The organism is Faecalibacter macacae (genome assembly GCF_003687725.1).
GTDB classification, from domain to species: domain Bacteria; phylum Bacteroidota; class Bacteroidia; order Flavobacteriales; family Weeksellaceae; genus Empedobacter; species Empedobacter macacae.
Genome location: NZ_RDOJ01000022.1, coordinates 1 through 21,643 on the forward strand (window position 1 = coordinate 1; position 21,643 = coordinate 21,643).

A 21,643-nucleotide genomic window follows, 5' to 3' on the forward strand; every position below is an offset into this window, starting at 1 on the left:
CACTAATTAAAAATCAAAATATTTATAAAAATAACTTGGTTTTGTCATAGAAATCAGGATGACGTTTTTTATAATTTGTTTTTTAAATATTCGAACTGGCTAAAGTCGTTTATAGAAATAAAAGACTTCTCTACATGCTCGAAGTGACAAGGCTTGTTATTTTTGCATAACGTATAATATAAAACGCGTTAGGGATAGCAGTGGAAATCCTTTGCTTTTTATCTTAGATCCTTCGACAAGCTCATGATGAAAATAGATGATAATTTTGCTTGATAAATTTATGTAAAAGCAAAGATTGGAACGGATAGCCCGACCGAGCGATGGAATAGTTAATATATTTCGTGAAAATAATCTTCGTTAAGATTGGAGTGACATTAATGTTATTAAAACTAAAAGCGAGGGAACGCCCTTAATAATTTTTCATCTATAATATATTTGTTATTTTTGGTCAATAAACACTATAAGAAATAATGAATCATAATTACTCTCCTGGTTTACATCAATTATTGACTTTAAAAGTTGATGATGTAAGCTTATTAACTTCATTAGAGAGTTTTCTTGCCTTTTCAGAAGAATTAATTCGATTAGAGGATTTAAAAATTGTAGGAATTTCGTCACATCAATTCGATACCGATGGTTTTACTGCTGCGATTTGCTTAATGGAATCACATATTTGCATCCATACATGGCCAGAATTTAATCAATTAACTTTGGATATATACTTATGTAATTATTTAAAAGATAATTCGGATAAAGTACTTAAAATTGGTTATGCCTTCAAAGAATATTTTAAAGCAGATGTTTTAAATGAAACTTTGGTTAATCGTTAAGCTATGAATATAGTTTGTCCGAATTGTAAGCATGATCAACAGTTTAGTGTAGAAGTAAAAGACTACAAAGGTTATGTTTGCCCTTCTTGTCATAGATATTATAAAACTGATTATAAAGGTTTAATTCTTGATTCGGATTTCACGTTTGAAAAGAAATTCTCGGATTTATCTAAAAATGTAGTTACAGAATTAAACGAAAAAATACGTGTAAAGAATAAAACGTACAGAATTATTACGATAATAGAACGTAGAGATGATTCTGGTACAATACATTTTGAGTATGTTGGTTTATCTGATAATGACGAAGATATTTATTTTTCTCATGCCTATGATTATTTTAGTCAGTTACAATTAATTGAAGAAAAAGATTTAGAAATTATAGACGAGAACACCGTAAAATTTTCGAGACATAAATATAAGTTAGAATATATTGATCAATGTAAAGTAGAAAATGCAGTCGGTTTTGTATTTGAAGATTTAACTGGAGCAACTACAAATAATACATATATCCATTCCTATAACGATAATAAATTTATTTCGGAAGAACATATTGATGGAAATAAAGAATATTATTCGGGTGCTTATTTATCTATTGATCAATTTCGTTTATTTTTCCAAAATGCAAAATCTGTTAGTTATATAGGAACAGAAGCTCAGTTACTATTTTTTAAATTATTTGGGCTCGTTGCAATTGTATTAGTTTCACTTTTCATGTTAGTTAATTTTAATAATTTACGAAAACAAAAAGTGAGTTTTGACGAGAAATTTACTTCTGCAGAAACAACAAATCAATTTATTGGACAAAGTTTTTCGCTTGGAGGAACTACTAAAAAGTTAGTTTTTGATGGTATTTCTGAAACTAATAACAAAGAATTAAATCTTTGGGTAAAGTTGGTAAACGAGAAAACTAACGAGGTTAGAGAATCTAAAATGTTAGTTCATTATGATAACAACATTAATTATGCGAGTGGTGTAACGGTCGAATTTTGTAAAATTCCTGCCGGAACGTATCACATGGTTTTCGAAACAAGTTCTAATTTACAAGAGCCAATAAATTATGATATTGATTATCGATTGGTGCATGGAGATATTAACTATTTTTCATTAATTATAGCTTTAGGGATTTTGTTTTTTGCAGGATATCTAATTTACAATAACAAATTTTTAAATGATGGATCTCCTTTTTACAGTAATTTGACTCACGTTTCTTACGACGATATTTTAAAGTTATTTAATTTAAAATACATCATTATCGGAGGCTTATTAATTTTTACTGCTTATACCGTTTACAGCAATTACTTGGAAGAATGTACTACTTCAACCTCACTTAATTATTTAGAAGATCATACATATACAGGATCACGTACGCATTATTACAGAAGTTATAGTTCGGATGGATCAGGACACAAATAAAAATCAAATACTATGGAATTAGAATTATTTTATAAAGGCATTATTGCGTCAGTTATTTATTCAATTATCGGAGTTACAGTTTTATTAGTAGCTTATTGGATCATGGAACGATTAACGCCAGAGAAATCTTGGAAAGAAATTGTAGAAAATAAAAACATGGCTTTGGCAATCGTTTTTGGAGCTATGATTTTAGGAATTTCTATTATTATTGCAGCCGCCATTCATGGATAAAAAAATAACGAAACGAAAACATTTCGAAATATTTCTCCTTGTTGCTGTTTTTATCATTTCGACTTGTGGACTGATTTACGAATTAGTCGCAGGTGCGTTGGCAAGTTATTTATTAGGAGATTCGGTTCGTCAGTTTTCGTTTGTCATTGGAATTTATCTTTTCTCGATGGGTGTTGGTTCATATTTAGCCAAATTCATCAAGAAAAATTTATTTGATCGTTTCATCGAAATCGAATTATTAATCGGAATTATAGGTGGTTCGAGTGCGGTAATTTTGTTCCTACTTTTTCAGCATGTCGAACATTTTCAGTTTTTACTTTACTTTTTTGTTTTCTTAACAGGATGTTTAGCTGGAATGGAAATTCCTTTGTTAATGAGTATTTTAAAGGATCGAGTTGAATTTCGCGAATTAGTTTCTAATGTTTTTACCTTCGATTATATCGGTGCTCTAATCGCATCCGTACTGTTTCCTATTTTGCTTTTGCCAAAATTAGGAGTAATGGGAACATCTTTGTTTTTCGGAATTATAAATACTTTGGTCGGAATTGTTTTATGTTTTTATTTGAAAGATGATTTAGTAAAACCAAAACAACTGAAATTAAAATCTTTTGGAAGTTTATTGATTTTAATTGTTCTTTTGATTTATTCGAATGATATTTTAAAGTTTTCAGAAAATCAATTGTATGCCAATCGTATCATTTATGAACATTCTACAACGTATCAACGCATCGTTTTAACTGAAAATAAAGGTAATTATCAACTGTTTTTGAATAATAATTTACAGTTTAATACAAAAGACGAATACCGTTACCACGAAGTTTTAGTTCATCCAGCAATGGCTGCAGCAAAAAATCCGGAGCGTATTTTAATTTTAGGTGGAGGCGATGGTTTGGCTGCGCGAGAAGTTTACAAATATCCTAATGTAAAAGAAATTACATTGGTTGATTTGGATGAAGGAATGACGAATCTTTTTAAAACCAATGAAATTTTAGTCGATTACAATAAGAACTCCTTAAACGATCCACGCACAACAATTATCAATACCGATGCATTTATCTGGATTAAAAATAATACCAAACAGTTTGATGTGATGATAATCGATTTTCCAGATCCTTCTAATTATAGTTTAGGAAAATTATATACAACGACTTTTTATCGTAGTTTGATGCAAAGTTTAGATTCACAAGCGGTAGTTTCTGTGCAAACAACTTCACCTTATTTTGCTCCAAAATCTTTTTGGTGTGTGAATGAAACGATAGGTTCAATCTACCCAAATAATCAGGCATATCATACGTATGTTCCATCTTTTGGTGAGTGGGGATTTACTTTATTTTCGTCAGAAATGAAGATTAACCTGAATCGAGTAGTAAATAAAGTTGATGGATTGAAATATTACGATTACGATTTTAAAAAATTAACTGATTTTCCTGAAGATATTGCACCACGAGAAGTTGAAATTAACCGATTAGATAATCAAATTTTAGTACGTTATTTTGATGAAGAATGGAGTAAAATCTAATTGGTCGCGCCGAGATTTTATCAAACAATCGGCACTATTTACAATCGGTTTAACTTTTTTAAATGCGTGTAAAAAGAAAGGAAATGATTTGTTTTTGAAATTAACAGGAACGAATCATATTTTAGGACATCGTCTTCGTTTTCCTAATTTTCCTAAATCAACATCAGAAATAGAAATTCCGGTTCTAATCATTGGTGGTGGAATAACTGGATTATCTGCTGCTCGCCAATTTACTAAAAAAGGTTTCAATGATTTTTTGTTACTTGAATTAGAAGATCAAGTTGGAGGAAATTCAACAGGTGGAGAAAATAAATATGCTAAATTTCCGTTGGGTGCACATTATTTACCAATTCCGAATGCATCGAATCATGAATTGTTAGAATTTTTGAAAGAAGAAAAAATAATTCGAGATTTTGACGAAAACAATCAACCTATTTTTGATGAAGAACAATTAACCTACGCGCCTCACGAACGTCTTTTTATTAAAAATTATTGGCAAGAAGGATTGATTCCTCGTTATGGATTAAATCAAAAGGAGAAAGATGAATTTGATTTATTTTTAAAAAAAATGAATGATTTTACCTTTTTAAAAGGAGAAGATGATTTATATATTTTTGATATTCCTTTGAGAAATGCTTCGAAGCAACATTCATTTTTTGGATTGAATCATTTAACGATGGAAGAATGGTTACAACAAGAACAATTCACTTCAAAAAATCTTTTTACATACGTGAATTATTGTTGTCGTGATGATTACGGGACAGGAATTAAACAAACTTCGGCTTTTGCTGGAATTCATTATTTCGCAGCCAGAAAACATGATTTTAAAGCTTATGATGGTTTAGTTTTGACGTGGCAAGAAGGTAATCAACGTTTAGCTAATCATCTCAAAAAATATGTGGATGGTAAAGTTTTAAACAATCATCTCGTTTATCAAATCAATTCTAATTCTGATGGAGTAGAAGTGCTAGTTTTTGATGAAAAGAATAATCAATCCAAAATAATAAAGGCAAAAATAGTCGTGAATTGTGCGCCTCAATTTGTTAATCAATATTTATTACCTGAACGTAAAAAAGCGACAAAATCTTTTAATTATGCGCCTTGGATTATCGCAACAATTGTTTTGAAGCGTTTTCCTCTCGCAGACGGAGCTCCATTGGCTTGGGATAATGTGATACATAATGGAACAGGTTTAGGTTATATTTATGCACAACATCAATCGTTAGAACAATTTAAATCTCCTTTTGTAATTACCTATTTTCATAGTTTGGAAGGCGAAGATTTGAATCAATTAAGACGTAAAATGTATGATATGAAAGATGAAGATTGGAAAAAAATTATCATCGAAGATTTATCAAAAGCGCATTACGAGATAGAGGAACATATTGAATCCATCGAAATCTATCGTCGTGGGCATGGAATGATTAGTCCAACAAAGGGATTTTTATTCTCAAAAGAAAAATCTGATTTAAAGAAAAACATCAACAATCAAATTTTCTTTGCACATTCAGATCTAAGTGGTATCTCGATTTTTGAAGAAGCTTTTTATCAAGGTTTGGATACTGCTGATGAAGTGTTGGAAATTTTCTATAAATAATTATACTATTTTTGTTTCATTTCTGTTATAAGGTATTGTTAAATTATCAATTAATCACCTAATGAAATTAAGATTCACTTGTTTTTTTTATATTTTCTTTTTTATGATTCTTAACGCTCAGCCTACTGAATTAATTGGTAAATGGATATTAGTTAGGACATTAAATAATAACAACACTCGTTTAGATATAAATAATTCTGATTACAGTAAAAAAATGATTTATCAAATTGATAAAAATTCTTTTAAAATTAATGGACAATTATTTAAACCTAAATTTAAGGAAAATATTATAAATTTATCTGATAAGAATTATCCTGAATTCACTTATACTATTAAAGAAAATTATCTTATTACAAAAGAAATCAAAGGTCATACGACTAATTATTTTTTAAAAATTGATGATTTTATTAAAAGATTTCCCGAATTTTCTCTTAAAGAAATTGACTATAATGATAGAAAGGTTTATTTAGATAATGGAATTTCAGCTTACGATTTTAATCATGATCTAACTTATGATTTTTTTATTTTATTAAATGGTAATTCTAATTCAGATAAGAGAAATATTATCAATCCGGATAGTTTGCCATTACAATTTGAGTATATTTTGACTGTCGATAATAAAATTAAAGATTTTAAGATCATAAATTCTGAAAATAATTTAGCTGATAATGATTATATCGAAAGATTTAAAAAAGCTTCAAAATATTTCAAAAATACAACAGATAAAGATGTTTTGTTACGTTATACAGGCGTATCTATTACTTCATATCCAGAATTAACTAATAAAGATGAGAAAAGATTGTTTGAGATAAGTGCTCAAATAGATCGTTATTATTATAAAAATGAATTTATTAATATAATTGATTTGTATGATGAGTTTACAAAATTAAAGATTAAGCCTAATCGTTTTAATAAATTTAAAGACGATAATTACATAAGATTAGGTGTGTCTTTTTTAGCTCAAAATAGAATAGATGAAGCTTGTATTTCTTTTAAAAATGTAGGTGATATAACAGATTTTAGAGTTCGAAATTATTTGTTAGATTTTTGTCAAAAATGATAATAAAATAAAAATGCCATTCTTTGATAGAAAGGCATTTTTTGTTCTATCCAAAATAAAACGAATCGCGATCATTTAAGAAATTAAAATGTTTGCGTGTTTTATCTTGTTTTTCTTTATCAATTTCGAATTGTAAAATCTCAGGATGATTATTGATAACATTCAAATCTTCACCCAATGTATCAAACAAATGTGAATCGCCTTTATATTCCAAATCATAGCCATCTACGCCTGTTCTATTGACTCCTGCAACGTAAGCCATATTTTCTATTGCTCGTGCTTTTAAAAGCGAAATCCAAGCTTCTCGACGTGCTTTTGGCCAACTAGCATTGCATAATAATAAATCGTAAGGATTTTCTTCCGTATTACGAATCCAAACTGGGAAGCGTAAATCGTAACAAACGATAGGTCGAATTTGCCAACCTTTGTAATCAATGGTTACAATTTTATCTCCTGCTGAATAAACTGTAGCTTCTTTACCGTAAGAAAATAGGTGTTTTTTATCGTAAATGTAAATTCCGCTATTAGGTGTTACAAAATAAAAACGATTAAAGTATTTATCATTTTCTAAAGTAGAAACACTTCCTGCAATGGCACAATTTAATTTTTTCGCCTTCTTTTCCATCCATTCGAAGGTGGGTCCAAAAGGTTTTTCACCAATTTTTTCAACACTCATTGAAAATCCTGATGCAAACATTTCAGGTAAAAGAATTAAATCTGTTTCGTGATTTTCTAAAAGTTGATCTAAATAATCATGATTAGCTTTGGCATCTTCCCAAATTACATCATATTGGATTAAACTTATTTTCATTTGATTATCCTGCTGCATTTTTGCGTTTAATTATTGATTTATAAAGAAAATCTTTATTGCAATTATTTAGGATATAATATACTAAAATAAAAGCAAAGAATCCAACCATTGCTCCACCAATCGTATCTATTGCAAAATGTTTTGAAAGATAAATTCGACTAAATGCAATTAATGGAAAATGTAAGGAAAAGATGATTTGTAAGAATCTATTTTTGGTCATCGTACATAATGTCATTGCAATAATTACGGCTAATAATGTATGCCCGGATGGAAAAGTATATGGGATTTGTAAACGTTCGCCTTCAATCATATATAAATCAATATTTTTTTGATTGAAATAATATGATGGTCGATGTACGTGTTTGAAGTATGTTTTTTTTACAAATACATTTAGTAAGGATGCGATACCTTCTGTTAGTAAAGCGTAACCTAAAGTTATCCAATTAGATTTATATACAATATAAGCTACAAGTAGTATTATGAAACCAGTTGTACCATAGTCGGTGTAATATTTAAAGAAAGTATCTAGAAAAGGTGTGTGGTATTGATTTACTATTAAGTGTAAATCGTCTCGACCAAAATATTGCGTCATTGCTAATGCAATAAAATTGTAACAAAAGAAAATGATGAAAAATGGCCAGATTCTCTGAATTAGGTCTTTAGAGTCCATATAATTTTGATTGGAATTGTATCAAAATTAGAAATAAAAAAAAACTTGGCAAAAGCCAAGTTTTAAAACGTTTTAATAATATAGTTAAATTATTTTACTTTTTCTACGATTGCTTTGAAAGCTTCTGAGTGGTTCATCGCTAAATCCGCTAAAACTTTACGGTTTAATTCGATACCTGCTTTTTTAGTAGCTCCCATGAATTGAGAATAAGACATTCCGTGTAATCTAGCACCTGCGTTAATTCTTTGAATCCATAACGCACGGAAATTTCTTTTCTTTTGACGTCTATCACGGTAAGCGTATACTAAACCTTTTTCTACTGCATTTTTAGCAACAGTCCAAACGTTTTTACGTCTTCCGAAATATCCTTTTGCAAGTTTTAAAACTCTTTTTCTACGCGCTCTAGACGCTACAGCATTTACTGATCTTGGCATAATTTTTAATTTTTTTGATGTGGGCGAGATTACTCTACTTAAATAGGCCCAACAACAGGGTTAATAATGAATTAATAAACCAATAAGATTTCTCTTATTTTTGGATTATCTTAAAGCTAATTGAGACATTACAGACTTAACATCAGCTTTGTCAACTAAACCAGTTTGAGTTAAGTTACGTTTTTGTTTAGTCTCTTTTTTAGTTAAGATGTGGCTTTTAAAAGCGTGTTTTCTTTTAATTTTACCAGTTCCTGTTAATTTGAAACGTTTTTTCGCTCCAGATTTTGTTTTTAATTTTGGCATGATTACAAATTGTATTTAAAATTAAAACGTTTTATATTTTTTGAGATGAAACCTAAAATTATTTTTTAGGTCCCATCATCATAATCATTCTTTTACCTTCTAATTTAGGCATTTGTTCAACTTTTCCAACTTCTTCAAGTTCTTGAGCTAAACGTAATAATAAGATCTCACCTTGATCTTTAAAGATAATCGAACGTCCTTTAAAGAAAACGTAGGCTTTTAATTTAGATCCCTCTTCTAAGAAAGCTTTAGCGTGACGTTTTTTGAATTCGTAATCGTGATCATCAGTTTGAGGACCGAAACGAATTTCCTTCACAACAACTTTTTGTTGTTTAGTTTTAAGTTCTTTCTCTTTCTTTTTTTGCTCGTATAAGAACTTTTTGTACTCTACGATACGACAAACAGGTGGGATGGCTTTTTCACTGATCATTACCAAATCCAAATTCTGCTCTTGAGCTAACTCTAAAGCTTTAGCGATTGGGTAAACACCAGCCTCTATACCTTCTCCAACAACACGCACTTCTTGCGCGTCAATCTTATCATTGATCTTGTGTTGATCTTCCTTAATTACTCTGGCTGGTCCTCTGCCGCCTTTTCTTCTAATTGCGATAGTATTCTGTTTTTAAATTATTTTAATTTTGTTTCTTCTTTGATGAACTGAGTAAATTGCTCTACTGTCATTTCACCTAAGTCACCCTCTCCATGTTTACGTACAGAAACTGTACCGTTTTCGGCTTCTTTTTCACCGATCACTAACATGAAAGGAATCTTCTTCATTTCGGCATCACGAATTTTCTTTCCAGTTTTCTCATTTCTACTGTCAATCAATCCGTTAATTTCCTCTTCAGCCAGCAAATTTAATACTTTTTCTCCATATTCCACATATTTTTCACTAATTGGTAAAATAGTGTATAAGTCTGGAGTTAACCATAATGGTAAATCACCTGCTGTATTTTCTAACAAGATAGCAATGAAACGCTCCATAGAACCGAATGGTGCACGGTGAATCATTACTGGTCTGTGTTTTTCATTGTCAGATCCAATGTATGTTAAATCGAAACGTTCTGGTAAGTTGTAATCTACTTGGATTGTTCCTAATTGCCATTTACGTCCTAAAGCGTCTTTTACCATAAAGTCTAATTTAGGTCCATAGAAAGCAGCTTCACCATATTCAACAACAGTTGGTAAACCTTTTTCTTCTGCAGCTACAATAATTGCTTGTTCAGCTTTAGCCCAGTTTTCATCGCTACCAATGTATTTTTCTTTGTTTTCAGGATCACGTAAAGAGATTTGAGCTGAATAGTTATCAAATCCTAAGTTTCTGAAAACGAATAATACTAAGTCAATTACTTTTTTAAACTCTTCTAATAATTGATCTGGAGTACAGAAAATGTGAGCATCATCCTGAGTAAATCCACGAACACGAGTTAAACCATGTAATTCACCAGATTGCTCGTAACGGTAAACTGTACCGAATTCAGCAAAACGTTTTGGTAAATCACGGTAAGACCATTGTGAAGTTTTGTAAATCTCACAGTGGTGTGGACAGTTCATTGGTTTTAATAAGAATTCTTCACCTTCGTTTGGTGTGTAAATAGGTTGGAATGAATCCGCTCCATATTTAGCATAGTGACCAGAAGTTACATATAATTCTTTTTGACCGATGTGTGGAGTTACAACCATTTCGTATCCTAAACGAGTTTGTTGTTTTAATAAGAAGTTTTCTAATTTTCTTCTTAAAGCAGCTCCTTTTGGTAACCATAATGGTAAACCTTGTCCTACTTTTTCAGAGAAAGCAAAGAAACCTAATTCTTTTCCTAATTTACGGTGATCACGTTTTTTAGCTTCTTCTAATAAAGTTAAATAATCCGTTAAATCTTTTTGTTTTGGGAATGTAATTCCGTAAACACGAGTTAACATTTTATTTTTTTCATCTCCTCTCCAGTATGCACCAGCAACGCTTAAAATTTTCGCTGCTTTAACAATTCCTGTGTGTGGGATGTGTCCTCCACGACATAAGTCTGTGAAGTTATCGTGTGTACAAAATGTGATTTCTCCGTCTGTTAAGTTAGAGATTAACTCTGTTTTGTACTCGTTGTCTTTATAAGTTTCTAATGCTTCAGCTTTAGATACAGGGTATAATCTAAATTCTGCTTTCTTTTTAGCATTTTCTAACATTGCTTTTTCAACCTTAGCAAAGTCAGCTTCTCCAAATTTTTCATCACCAAAATCAACATCATAGTAGAAACCATTTTCGATTGATGGTCCGATAGTTAATTTAGCATTTGGATAAAATTCTACGATTGCCTGTGCTAATAAGTGAGCAGATGAGTGCCAAAAAGCTTGTTTACCTAAATCATCGTTCCAGGTTAATAATTTGATCGTAGCATCTTCGGTAATAGGGGTTGAAACCTCTACTTGTTTATCATTTACTAATGCCGAAATTACATTACGCGCTAATCCTTCGCTAATGCTTTGAGCTACTCCCATTGGAGTAATGCCACTTTCATACTGTCTTACGCTTCCATCAGGAAGAGATACATTTATCATTGTTCCTATATACGATTAATTAAAGTGCAAAATTACGAATTATATGTAAGCATTAAAAATTTTTAAATAATTGATTTTATATGAATTATCAGAAATTTGTTGGGATCGATTTTTGAGGTCTTATTTTTTGATTAAGGACTCTATTTTTCATGATGTTATGAAATAAAAAAATCCTGTTCGATCAGGAACAGGATTTTTAAATATTTTGAATAAGATTTTATGATCTTGCTCTTTTTAAATATAAGTATAAAGTTAATACACCGAAACATATGTTAGGAATCCAAGCAGCAATGAATGGAGAAACATAGCCTTTCTCGGAGAATGTTGATGTAATCTGAGAGAAGAAAATGTAAACAAAGGCCAATGTAATACCAACTGCTAAATTAATTCCGATTCCTCCACGTCTTTTTGTAGATGATAGCGATAAGGCTAAAATGGTAAGAATAAATGTTGAAAATGGATTAGCTATACGAGCATTTAACTCGTTCTGGTATGCATTAACATTTGCAGATCCTTTTGCTTTTTGACTATCAATAAAGTTTTTCAACTCTACTGTATTCATTGTTTCAGCAACATAACCTTCTGGTAAAATTTCGTCAGGCGTTGCCGGAAGTTTTCTTTTTAAAGAAGGATGGTATTCTAATTTTTCTGTATGATCAGGATTAATCGTTCTGATGTATACATTTCTTAAATCATATACCTTTTCTTTTTCGTTCCAATCAAAAGCCGAGGCAATTACTTGTTCTTTTAAAACAACTGAATCAAATTTTTGATAAGTGAAAGAATTACCTAATTTCTCAATTCGGTCATAACTATCGATAAAAACAAATTCATTAGCTGATATTTGTGAACCAACACGTTGTCTTTTGTAGTAATCTTCCCGATCTCGCGAGTTTAGTAAATGCTCGTATTGATAGGTATTTTTCTTGATATTAGCCCAAGGTAAAACCAAGTTGTTCATTAACATTGCAGATCCAGCAAGGAATAAAGCGACCCAAATATAAGGAAGCGTAAATCGGTAAAAACTAATACCACCTGCTAGTACACTTACAATTTCTGTTTGATCAGTTAAACGAGAAGTGAAATAGATTACAGAAATGAAAACGGCAACAGGTAAAAAAGTATTTACTAACCAAATACCCCAAAAAGGATAGAAGTATAAAATAGCTTCTGTTGCAGTTGAACCACTATCGTTGATACGAGCAAGTTTCTGACTTAGATCTATGACAATTGCAATAGATACTAGAATCAGTACCATGAAGATAAACGTACCAATAAAGTTTCGAGCTATGTATTTATCAAGAATTTTCAAACTACAGACGTTGTTTTAATTGAGGAACAATTTGTTCTTTCCATTGTGCGAAATCTCCTGCTAAGATATGTTCTCTGGCAACTCTAACCAAATCTAAATAAAAGGCTAAGTTGTGAATAGATGCAATTTGTTTACCTAAAGATTCACCGGCGTTAAATAAGTGACGTACATACGCTTTAGTATAATAGCTATCAACATAACTTGTACCAGATGGATCTAATGGTTCATAACAATCTTTCCATTTTGCGTTTTTAATATTGATTACACCATTCCATGTAAATAACATTGCATTACGCGCGTTACGTGTTGGCATAACACAATCAAACATATCTACACCCAAAGCAATACACTCAATAATATTCCAAGGTGTACCAACTCCCATTAAATAACGAGGTTTATCTTGTGGTAAGATTTCAGTTACGATATCAGTCATTTCGTACATGATTGGTTCTGGTTCACCTACAGATAAACCACCAATAGCATTACCATCAGCACCAAAATCAGCAATGTATTTAGCAGATTCTTTACGTAAATCTTTAAAATCGTTTCCTTGAACAATAGGGAACAAAGATTGTTTATGTCCGTAATATTCAGGGTTATTATCTAACCAAGTTTTACAACGTTCTAGCCAACGGTGTGTTACATGCATTGCACGTTTAGCATCGTGATATTTTGCAGGAATTCCTGTTAACTCGTCAAAAGCCATAAAAATATCAGCTCCGATATAACGTTGGATTTCCATCGATTTTTCAGGAGTAAACATGTGGTAAGAACCATCAATATGCGATTTGAATTTTACACCATCTTCTGATTTTTTACGGCTAGAAGCTAATGAGAAAACTTGAAAACCACCAGAATCTGTTAACATTGGTTTAGACCAGTTCATGAACTTGTGTAAACCACCAGCTTTATGTAAAATATCTGTTCCAGGACGTAAGTATAAATGATACGTATTTCCTAAGATAATTTGCGCTTTAATATCTTCTTCTAATTCACGTTGATGAACAGCTTTTACTGTACCAACTGTACCCACAGGCATGAAGATAGGAGTTTGAATTGTACCGTGATCGGTTTCTAAAACACCTGCTCTTGCCTTTGAAAATTCGTCTTTTTTATCAATTGAAAATTTCATAGTGTGCAAAGATATTAATTGTTTGTGTTGATACACTTTAACAAAGCGAAATTTTAATAAAAAAATAGGAGTAATGCATAACATTACTCCTATTTAAGAAATATCAAGTTGAATTAAACGTATGTTAAATCAATTATTTTGTGAATCTTACAGACATTTTTCTGTCAGTAGCTCTATCTTCGTCAGAAGCAGCTTCGTCAACAGTAGCAAATTCTTCACCGTATCCTTCCGCACCAACAACTTGGGCACCAACACCTAATTTTCCTAATTCAGCTTTGATGAAATCAGCACGTTTCTGAGATAATGCTTTATTGTTTGCATCATCACCTACTTTATCCGTATATGCTCCAATTTTAATTTTAGCATTTGGATATTTCTTTAAAATTTGTGCTAAGTTATCTAACTGTACACTAGATCCATCTTCTAATTGATCTGTAGTTCCGAAAACAAAGTTTACATTGTCAAAGTTGAACCATTTTTCTTTTAATTGATCTTCCGTTAAATTAGTATAATCAGGAGAATTAATGAAAGAAATAAGTTGTTCTTCGAAACCTCCTAAATAACCTTTTAAGTTAACACCATCAAGATTAATATCACTAACAGTAGGTGTTGCAACGTTAGTTACAGTATCAACATTTTCTACGTTTACTGTAGTATCCACAACCTCTGTTTTTGGTTTTTTCAAGAAGTTCCAGATTAAATAACCACCTAATAATAATAGTAGTAATGGTAATAACCATTTCCAAATACTTGATTTTTTCTCTGGTTCGTTATCATAAGATGGACTTACATAAGGTTTTACCTCTTCTTCAACTCTTTTTGTGTAAGTTTCAACTTTTGGAGTTTCAATCTTATCAGAGCCAAAAATATTTCCTAATCCTAATGATCCTAAACCTAAACCAGCAGGTATTAATGACATTAACGATGATTTACCAGTATTTAATAAACTAGAAAATTCTGCTTCACCTAAATTATGATCACTTGCGTGTTTACCAATTGATCCTAAAATTGCTTCTGAAGCAACGTTAAATAATTTTGATGATGATCCTGAAGAAAGTCCTGCAAATGATGCAACTTTATCAATGATTGTTGATTTGTTAGAACCAAATAATGTATCAATAATTGTTGTTAATACAGGAGAGGTTTCTGTTGTAGTAGATAAAGAATTTAATCCTTTAGATGCTCCGAAAGATTTTAATGAATGTAATAAACCACTTGCGCTTGAATTTTTTTCTACTAATCCTCCTAAAATAATAGGAATAAATGCGCTAATGGCTTTGCTAACTGTCGATTCACTTTCTCCAACTTCTTGAGAAACGTGTGAAATTGTGCTTGGCGTTAAGTACTGTTTAGCCAAGTCAATAATGTTAATAGACATAGTGTAAAGGTTTTGGTTATCAATTATTTACGTTCACTAATATTGTGCCAAAATATTCTGCTTTAAAGTTTTATAAGTCGAGATTTTATAATTCATATTTTTTCTGCTACTTTGTGAGAAATAATACCTTAATCAATAAATTTTAAGAAAATGCAAGAGAATGAACCTGTAGACAGCTTAAAGGATGTTATCGAAACGCCTTTGCGTGATTTGGAGTATGTAACGAACCTATTAATTACAAAAGGATCCGAAATTGGATGGAGTTTAGTTTCTGCGATTCTAACGTTAACCGTTGGGTTTTGGTTAGCAAATCGTATTCGTAAAATCGTTGAAAAACGAATGATAGCACGTGATGTTGATCTTTCGATTCGTACGTTCTTGATTCCTATTATTAATATTGTTCTAAAAGTCATCATCGTTATTTTTGTGGTGGACCGATTAGGGTTAAATGCCTCAGGTTTCATCGCAGCAATTGGTGGGGTTGGTTTAGCCGTTGGTTTAGCGTTACAAGGCTCTTTATCTAATTTCGCTGCTGGGATTTTAATTATCATTTTTAAACCATTTAAAGTAGGCGACTACATTATCTCCCAAGGATTAGAAGGTACAGTAGAATCAATCAGTATTTTGAATACTAAATTAGCTACAGCAAAAGGACAGGTGATTACGTTGCCTAATGGGAATTTATTTAATAATCCTATTACCAATTATTCAGTGAAAGAATTCCGTCGTTTAGATGTAAATATTGGGATTTCATATGATGATGATTTTGAAGAAGCTCAAAAAGTGATATTAGAAGTTTTGAGAAAAGAAGAGTTAGTTGAAAAGGATCAAAATATGACGGTTGAGATTTTAGAATTTGCAGATAGCAGTGTCAACTTAGCTGTACGTTGTATGATAAAAAATGAAAATTATTGGACAGCTTATTGGCGATTACACCGTAACATTAAATATGCTTTAGATAAAAATAATATTTCTATTCCTTATCCACATACTGAAATGATTGTTCGCAATTCATCAAATGATCAATTACCTATCAACGATTAATTAAAATTTAGTAAACATGCGATACAAAGGAATACAGTTCCTATTTGTTTTACTTTTTAGTTGGGCGTTTGGACAAACTGAAGCATTGCAAAATCATTTAGATAGCGATTTTTATAAAACTCAGTTTGTAGGGTTCTATCTGTACGATCCTCAAGAGAAGAAAGAAGTTTTTTCGTATAATGGAAATAAATATTTTACGCCAGCATCAAACACTAAAATTTTTACGTTGTATGCCGCAATGAAAACTTTATCAGATTCTATTCCGGCATTTAAATATGTAATGAAAGGAGAGGAGCTGCATATAGAAGGGACAGGTGATCCTACTTTTATGCATCCGAAATTTAAGAATCCTAAAGTTTTACAATTTTTAAAAAACAACGGAACAAAAATAGTTTTTCATTGGAACAATTTTGATGAAGAATCTTTTCTTCCTGGATGGACTTGGGATGATTTTAGAAAAAATTATTCGCCAGAAAGAAGTCAATTCCCAATTAACGAAAATTTAGTTACGATTACAAAATCAGGAAATACATTAAAAACATTTCCATCAGTTTTTAAAGAAAAAACAACTGTAAAAGAAGCACAAGAAGCAAGAGATTTTTATGATAACCAATTTTATATTGGCGCAAGATCTTCTTCTGTAAAAGTTCCTTTTATTGTAAAAGAAGATGTAATAAAAGACGCAATTACAGAAATTATTGGAAAACCTGTTGAAATGACAAAATCTCCTTTACCATTTCCGGTAACTGTATTTTATAGCGCATCATCGGATAAAATTTATAAAGAAATGATGGAAGAAAGTGATAATTTTTTGGCAGAACATTTATTAATACTTTCATCAAGTACAATGAACGGAAAATTAAGTTCAGCTCAAACCATAAAAACTATTTCATCTAAATATTTGGTTGATTTAAAACAAAAACCAAATTGGAATGATGGTTCGGGTTTATCGCGTTATAATCTTTTTACGCCTCAGAATATGTCGCAGGTTTTAGAAAAATTATATACTGAATTTTCTGAAGATAGATTGTTTAATATTTTTCCTGTTGGAGGGAAAACGGGAACAATAAAAAATCGTTACAAAGATTCAGCTCAACCTTATGTTTATGCAAAGACAGGAACATTGTCTAATACAGTAACATTAAGTGGTTATTTAAAAACAAAATCAGGAAAAACATTAATATTTAGTATGATGAATAATAATGTAACTAAAGATTTGTCTTGGGTTAGAAATGAAAACGAAAAGTTGTTACGATTAGTAAGAGATAATTTTTAAGCATAAAAAAACGCCTCAGATTTCTGAGGCGTTTTTTTAGAAGTTTATTTTAATGACTTCACTTTCTTTACGAATAATGAATTTCTTTTTATTGTTTTTGATGTCAACATTGATAAAGTTTTGTTGATCCTCAAATGAATCCATTAATAAAGCAAATCTTATATCTAAAGACGAAATGTCGTTAATTTTTTCAGCTTTTAAATAAATTCTTGTTGTTTGATCGTTTGTTTGAAAACCGTAATAAGTAACATTTACTGGTTTTCCATTCACTTTTATATCAACATTTTTGTTAATATATCCTTTCAGTTTTGCGTCAAAAGAAGATTTATTTCCAGTCTTTTCACCAATCGCTTTTTCTATACCATTTGTATATAAACGAGCAGTTATGTTTAAAGTTCCACTTTCTATTTCGTAATCAATATTTGTATTTGATGTATGAAATTGATGCTGCGCATTAAGATTAATTGATGTTACAGCAAGAACCAAAAAAAGAATATAATTCCAAATTTTCATATTAGCAGTCATTTTTTTCATTTACACTTAATTCAATTCTAATGCCAAAATAGGTAGAATAAATATTTATTATCTGATTAAGTATATTAATGAGAAGGGTAAAATTAAATAAAAAATAAAAGAGTATTAATTATTAATACTCTTTTTTAATATGTAATTGTGTTAAAGTTTTATCCTAACCAAATAGCCCAAGGAATTCTTGATAATAAACAAGCCATAGAAACTACTGCAAAAATAACAATAGACATTGGAACAATTGTAGATCGCTTTAATTTTGCATTAGCAACTGTCATAAACGCTACAGAAGCAATCATCATCATTGGGTGCTCTACGAAAGTTAAACGTAAAATGTCACTTTTCATGATGTTTCCACCTTCAAATTGAGAAAATTTCATGATGTAGTATACTAAACCTACTAATAATTGTACGTGGAAAGCGATTGTTGTAATTAATCCGATTTTCTTTACTACGTTATCAGTATCCTTTTTAGAAACTGCATACACTAAAGTTGATACAACAAAAATAACACCCATTAAGATTGTTAAATATGCCCAACCACTATGAAATTGTTTAATAAAATCCATTTTTTCTAATTTATATTCATTACAAAAATAGCAAACCTTTTTACATTATTATAAAACATCTATCATATTGTCTTAAATTATAAAAATATGGATGTTTTTAGTATTCAGTATTTTCTCGTAATTTTGCAGCAAATTAATTAATCCGAAATGGGAAAAGATAAAATCAGAAGATTTAACGAAAACAAAACTTTTGAAAATGTAGTTCAACCAACACGTGATGAAGCAGTCAATAACTTTCCGTTAAAAGGGAATTGGAATAAAGATTTCTTCAAAAATGATAACCCAATTGTATTGGAATTAGGTTGTGGAAAAGGAGAATATACGGTAGCAATGGCTCGTCGTGAGGCAGATCGTAACTTTATTGGTATTGATATTAAAGGTGCTCGTTTCTGGAGAGGTGCAAAAACTGCATTGGAAGAAGGTTTAGATAACGTTGGTTTTATGAGAACACAAATCGAATTAATCGATCAAGTTTTCGCAGAAAACGAAGTAAGTGAAATTTGGATTACTTTCCCAGATCCTCAAATTAAATACAGAAGAACTGTACACCGTTTAACTAATCCAGAGTTTTTAGATCGTTACAATAAAATCTTAAAACCAGAAGGAACAGTTAATTTAAAAACAGATTCTGAATTTTTACATGGATATACACACGGAATGATTCAATTATTAGGACACAAAGTAATTAAATCATCTCACAATGTTTATCATCCAGATAACAGAGAATTGCCTTCTATTGTTACTGATGTACAGACATATTACGAAGAGAAATTTAAAGCATTAGGAAAAACGATTACTTACATTAAGTTTCAGTTTAAAGACTAATTTGCATTAAAAAAATAAAAGATTAAAGTCACAGCTTCGGTTGTGACTTTTTTGTTTTATTAACGTGTTAATATGTTAATAAATAGTATTTTAGTAGCTTAATTAACATTGTATGAATTTTAAATCTACCTTAATAGCTTTAGGCTTTTTGGCATGTATAACTTCAAATGCACAAGATAAATCTGAATTTGTTTACGCATCAATGGAGGCTTCGCACGCTAAAGAATTAAAGGAATCTTATCCAAATCAAATTGATATATTACTTACTAATAGGAATTTGGCTTCTGTTTATATTCATCCAGAAGTAGCGCACGAGTTACATCAGAAAATTCTTTCGCACGGTCCTGGATATTTACAACATGCTTCGCTAGCTGAAGTAAATAAATTAATTCAGCGTCCGGTTGTTGAGGCACGACAGGTTTTAAATTATAATATTACTGAACAAGCGTATGTAAATCAGATATTGAATGATGTAAACGAAGATAATATTGAAGAATTAATTCAGCATTTAGAAAATTACGGCACTCGATTCCATACTAGAGCTGAGGCAAATGTTGCTGCACAGGATTTAAAAGAACGTTGGGAAGCAATAATAGCAACGGCTGGTCGCCAAAATGATGTTTCGGTTCGTATTGTAGATCATGTTAATACACCAATGAAATCGGTTGTCTTAACGATTAATGGAAACGAATTGCCATCTGAATATGTAATAATCGGTGGACATTTAGATTCTACAGTTTCAGGTTTTAATAAAGCTGTTGCTCCAGGTGCTGATGATAATGCATCCGGAATTGCAACAATTACAGAAGCAGCACGTGTTTTATTAACAAATAACTTTAAACCAAAACGTACGGTTGAAATTATGGCTTATGCAGCTGAAGAAATTGGCTTGGTAGGTTCTAATGAAATTGCAACATCATATGCGAATGAAGGAATTAACGTTGTTGGTTATGTCCAATTTGATATGACTGCGTATAAAGGTTCAACTCAAGATGTTTATTTAGCTACAGATTATTTTATTGACAATACGTTAAATTTATTTTTGATTGAATTGATGGAAGAATATAATACAATAGGAAATCACCAATTCTCTTACGGAACTACGAGATGTAATTATGGTTGTTCAGATCATTATTCTTGGGCAATGAATAATTATCCAGCAGCTTTTCCTTTTGAGGCATCTTTTAACGATTCAAATCATTTGATTCATACGACTCAAGATACATATACTAATTTAGGAGCAACTCCATCGCACGCTGCGAAGTTTACAAAATTAGCTATCGAATTCTTGGTTGAAGCTGCAAAAAGAACTGAAATTTTAGGAATAGGAAATGTGGATCAAGCAAAAGCTAAATTTTACATGAATCAAAAATATGTTGGTTTTGAAGTCCCGTCTAATCAAACCATAAAATCTGCGACTGTTATTAATGTAGCAGGACAAAAAGTTGCAACAAAAAATCAAGTAAATAACAACGATAAAATAAACTTGAATCAGTTACTAAATGGAGCTTATATTCTTTTATTGGAAACAACCTCTGGAGAAAAATTAACGCATAAATTTATTTTGAAATAAATGATGAAATATAGTTTTATAATAATTGGGTTATTTACACTGATAAGTTGTGGTAGTCAATACAAACAAAAATTATTTTATAAAAATATGTCATGTGTAAAACAGGATAAATTAACTGTTTCTGAAAGGAATAAAATATATCCTTATAACATATCAGCTAAAGTTGTTTTAGCTACGTATTTACCAAAAGAAAAAGGAGCGCAAGTGATGGGTAGTGAAATGCAAGATTATTTCAGAAGCTTAAAAGAAGATAGAATTTTATTTGATAAAAAAAGATTCAAAGAGTTTATTTACTTAAAAGACAATCAAAAAAATGAATTAACAGATATTATTTTTAATTACGGTTATAAGAAAAATTTAAACATAGGTATGCATTCTTTATGTTATATGCCTAATAATGCTATTTTATTTTTAGATAAAGATGATAATTTATTAGAATTTATTGAAATATGTTTTGATTGTGATCAATTTAGAACAAGTAATGAAGAAATTACATTAGGAGATAAATGTATGCAGAAAATGAATTTATTGGATGATTTTTTCTTGAAGTCAGGAATTAAGGAAACTAAGGTGTTACGATAAATAAAA

22 protein-coding genes are annotated in these 21,643 nt (G+C 30.5%); 11 read left to right on the plus strand and 11 right to left on the minus strand.

Features of this window, described 5'->3' with window-relative positions:
• Positions 1-470: 470 nt before the first annotated feature.
• From EAH69_RS12480 to EAH69_RS12505, 6 genes are all read left to right on the plus strand, one after another.
• A complete protein-coding gene (locus EAH69_RS12480) occupies positions 471-830 on the plus strand; it encodes an S-adenosylmethionine decarboxylase family protein (RefSeq protein ID WP_121935543.1) in 360 nt (119 codons plus the stop codon).
• 3 nt (positions 831-833) lie between these two features.
• Positions 834-2,243, plus strand: a complete 1,410-nt coding sequence (locus EAH69_RS12485; protein ID WP_121935544.1) for a hypothetical protein — start codon at positions 834-836, stop codon at positions 2,241-2,243.
• A gap of 12 nt (positions 2,244-2,255) precedes the next feature.
• Positions 2,256-2,474: a DUF350 domain-containing protein gene (locus EAH69_RS12490; RefSeq protein WP_121935545.1), complete on the plus strand. Its 219-nt coding sequence runs from the start codon at positions 2,256-2,258 to the stop codon at positions 2,472-2,474.
• Positions 2,467-3,993, plus strand: a complete 1,527-nt coding sequence (locus EAH69_RS12495; RefSeq protein WP_121935546.1) for a polyamine aminopropyltransferase — start codon at positions 2,467-2,469, stop codon at positions 3,991-3,993. The genes EAH69_RS12490 and EAH69_RS12495 overlap by 8 nt, the downstream gene beginning before the upstream one ends.
• Positions 3,971-5,590, plus strand: coding sequence for an FAD-dependent oxidoreductase (locus EAH69_RS12500; protein ID WP_121935547.1), 1,620 nt, complete (start codon positions 3,971-3,973; stop codon positions 5,588-5,590). The genes EAH69_RS12495 and EAH69_RS12500 overlap by 23 nt, the downstream gene beginning before the upstream one ends.
• A 103-nt stretch (positions 5,591-5,693) precedes the next feature.
• Complete coding sequence (locus EAH69_RS12505) at positions 5,694-6,650, plus strand: hypothetical protein (RefSeq protein ID WP_121935548.1); 957 nt, start codon at positions 5,694-5,696, stop codon at positions 6,648-6,650.
• A gap of 46 nt (positions 6,651-6,696) precedes the next feature.
• Here EAH69_RS12505 and EAH69_RS12510 read toward each other — a convergent pair whose 3' ends face one another.
• The 9 genes from EAH69_RS12510 to EAH69_RS12550 form a co-directional block, all read right to left on the minus strand.
• The gene (locus EAH69_RS12510; RefSeq protein WP_121935549.1) at positions 6,697-7,479 is read right to left on the minus strand and encodes a nitrilase-related carbon-nitrogen hydrolase; all 783 of its coding nucleotides are present in this window, start codon (positions 7,477-7,479) and stop codon (positions 6,697-6,699) included.
• Complete coding sequence (locus EAH69_RS12515) at positions 7,466-8,131, minus strand: phosphatase PAP2 family protein (RefSeq protein WP_121935550.1); 666 nt, start codon at positions 8,129-8,131, stop codon at positions 7,466-7,468. The genes EAH69_RS12510 and EAH69_RS12515 overlap by 14 nt, the downstream gene beginning before the upstream one ends.
• A gap of 89 nt (positions 8,132-8,220) precedes the next feature.
• Positions 8,221-8,565, minus strand: coding sequence for a 50S ribosomal protein L20 (gene rplT / locus EAH69_RS12520; protein ID WP_121935551.1), 345 nt, complete (start codon positions 8,563-8,565; stop codon positions 8,221-8,223).
• A gap of 105 nt (positions 8,566-8,670) precedes the next feature.
• Positions 8,671-8,868 (minus strand): 50S ribosomal protein L35, encoded by a 198-nt coding sequence (gene rpmI, locus EAH69_RS12525; RefSeq protein ID WP_121935552.1) that lies wholly within the window; start codon positions 8,866-8,868, stop codon positions 8,671-8,673.
• Between the two features lie 58 nt (positions 8,869-8,926).
• Positions 8,927-9,436 (minus strand): translation initiation factor IF-3, encoded by a 510-nt coding sequence (gene infC / locus EAH69_RS12530; RefSeq protein ID WP_230466820.1) that lies wholly within the window; start codon positions 9,434-9,436, stop codon positions 8,927-8,929.
• 59 nt (positions 9,437-9,495) lie between these two features.
• Complete coding sequence (gene thrS / locus EAH69_RS12535) at positions 9,496-11,418, minus strand: threonine--tRNA ligase (RefSeq protein ID WP_121935554.1); 1,923 nt, start codon at positions 11,416-11,418, stop codon at positions 9,496-9,498.
• Between the two features lie 217 nt (positions 11,419-11,635).
• A complete protein-coding gene (locus EAH69_RS12540; RefSeq protein ID WP_121935555.1) occupies positions 11,636-12,730 on the minus strand; it encodes an LptF/LptG family permease in 1,095 nt (364 codons plus the stop codon).
• Between the two features lies 1 nt (position 12,731).
• Positions 12,732-13,862, minus strand: coding sequence for a tRNA guanosine(34) transglycosylase Tgt (gene tgt / locus EAH69_RS12545; RefSeq protein WP_121935556.1), 1,131 nt, complete (start codon positions 13,860-13,862; stop codon positions 12,732-12,734).
• A 133-nt stretch (positions 13,863-13,995) separates the two neighbouring features.
• On the minus strand, positions 13,996-15,240 hold the full coding sequence (locus EAH69_RS12550; RefSeq protein ID WP_121935557.1) for an OmpA family protein: 1,245 nt from the start codon (positions 15,238-15,240) through the stop codon (positions 13,996-13,998).
• A gap of 150 nt (positions 15,241-15,390) precedes the next feature.
• Here EAH69_RS12550 and EAH69_RS12555 point away from each other — a divergent pair, with 150 nt between their 5' ends.
• Both EAH69_RS12555 and EAH69_RS12560 read left to right on the plus strand, forming a co-directional pair.
• A complete protein-coding gene (locus EAH69_RS12555) occupies positions 15,391-16,284 on the plus strand; it encodes a mechanosensitive ion channel family protein (RefSeq protein ID WP_121935558.1) in 894 nt (297 codons plus the stop codon).
• A 16-nt stretch (positions 16,285-16,300) separates the two neighbouring features.
• Positions 16,301-17,560, plus strand: coding sequence for a D-alanyl-D-alanine carboxypeptidase/D-alanyl-D-alanine-endopeptidase (locus tag EAH69_RS12560; protein WP_121935559.1), 1,260 nt, complete (start codon positions 16,301-16,303; stop codon positions 17,558-17,560).
• Positions 17,561-17,596: 36 nt separating this feature from the next.
• Here the strand turns inward: EAH69_RS12560 and EAH69_RS12565 are convergent, their stop codons facing one another.
• Positions 17,597-18,094 (minus strand): DUF6702 family protein, encoded by a 498-nt coding sequence (locus EAH69_RS12565; protein WP_121935560.1) that lies wholly within the window; start codon positions 18,092-18,094, stop codon positions 17,597-17,599.
• A 149-nt stretch (positions 18,095-18,243) separates the two neighbouring features.
• Positions 18,244-18,657, minus strand: coding sequence for a hypothetical protein (locus EAH69_RS12570; RefSeq protein ID WP_121935561.1), 414 nt, complete (start codon positions 18,655-18,657; stop codon positions 18,244-18,246).
• 147 nt (positions 18,658-18,804) lie between these two features.
• Here EAH69_RS12570 and trmB point away from each other — a divergent pair, with 147 nt between their 5' ends.
• From trmB to EAH69_RS12585, 3 genes are all read left to right on the plus strand, one after another.
• Positions 18,805-19,482, plus strand: a complete 678-nt coding sequence (gene trmB / locus EAH69_RS12575) for a tRNA (guanosine(46)-N7)-methyltransferase TrmB (RefSeq protein ID WP_121935562.1) — start codon at positions 18,805-18,807, stop codon at positions 19,480-19,482.
• Between the two features lie 112 nt (positions 19,483-19,594).
• The gene (locus EAH69_RS12580; RefSeq protein ID WP_121935563.1) at positions 19,595-21,055 is read left to right on the plus strand and encodes a M20/M25/M40 family metallo-hydrolase; all 1,461 of its coding nucleotides are present in this window, start codon (positions 19,595-19,597) and stop codon (positions 21,053-21,055) included.
• Between the two features lie 87 nt (positions 21,056-21,142).
• Complete coding sequence (locus tag EAH69_RS12585; RefSeq protein ID WP_121935564.1) at positions 21,143-21,637, plus strand: hypothetical protein; 495 nt, start codon at positions 21,143-21,145, stop codon at positions 21,635-21,637.
• The last annotated feature ends 6 nt before the right edge of the window (positions 21,638-21,643 follow it).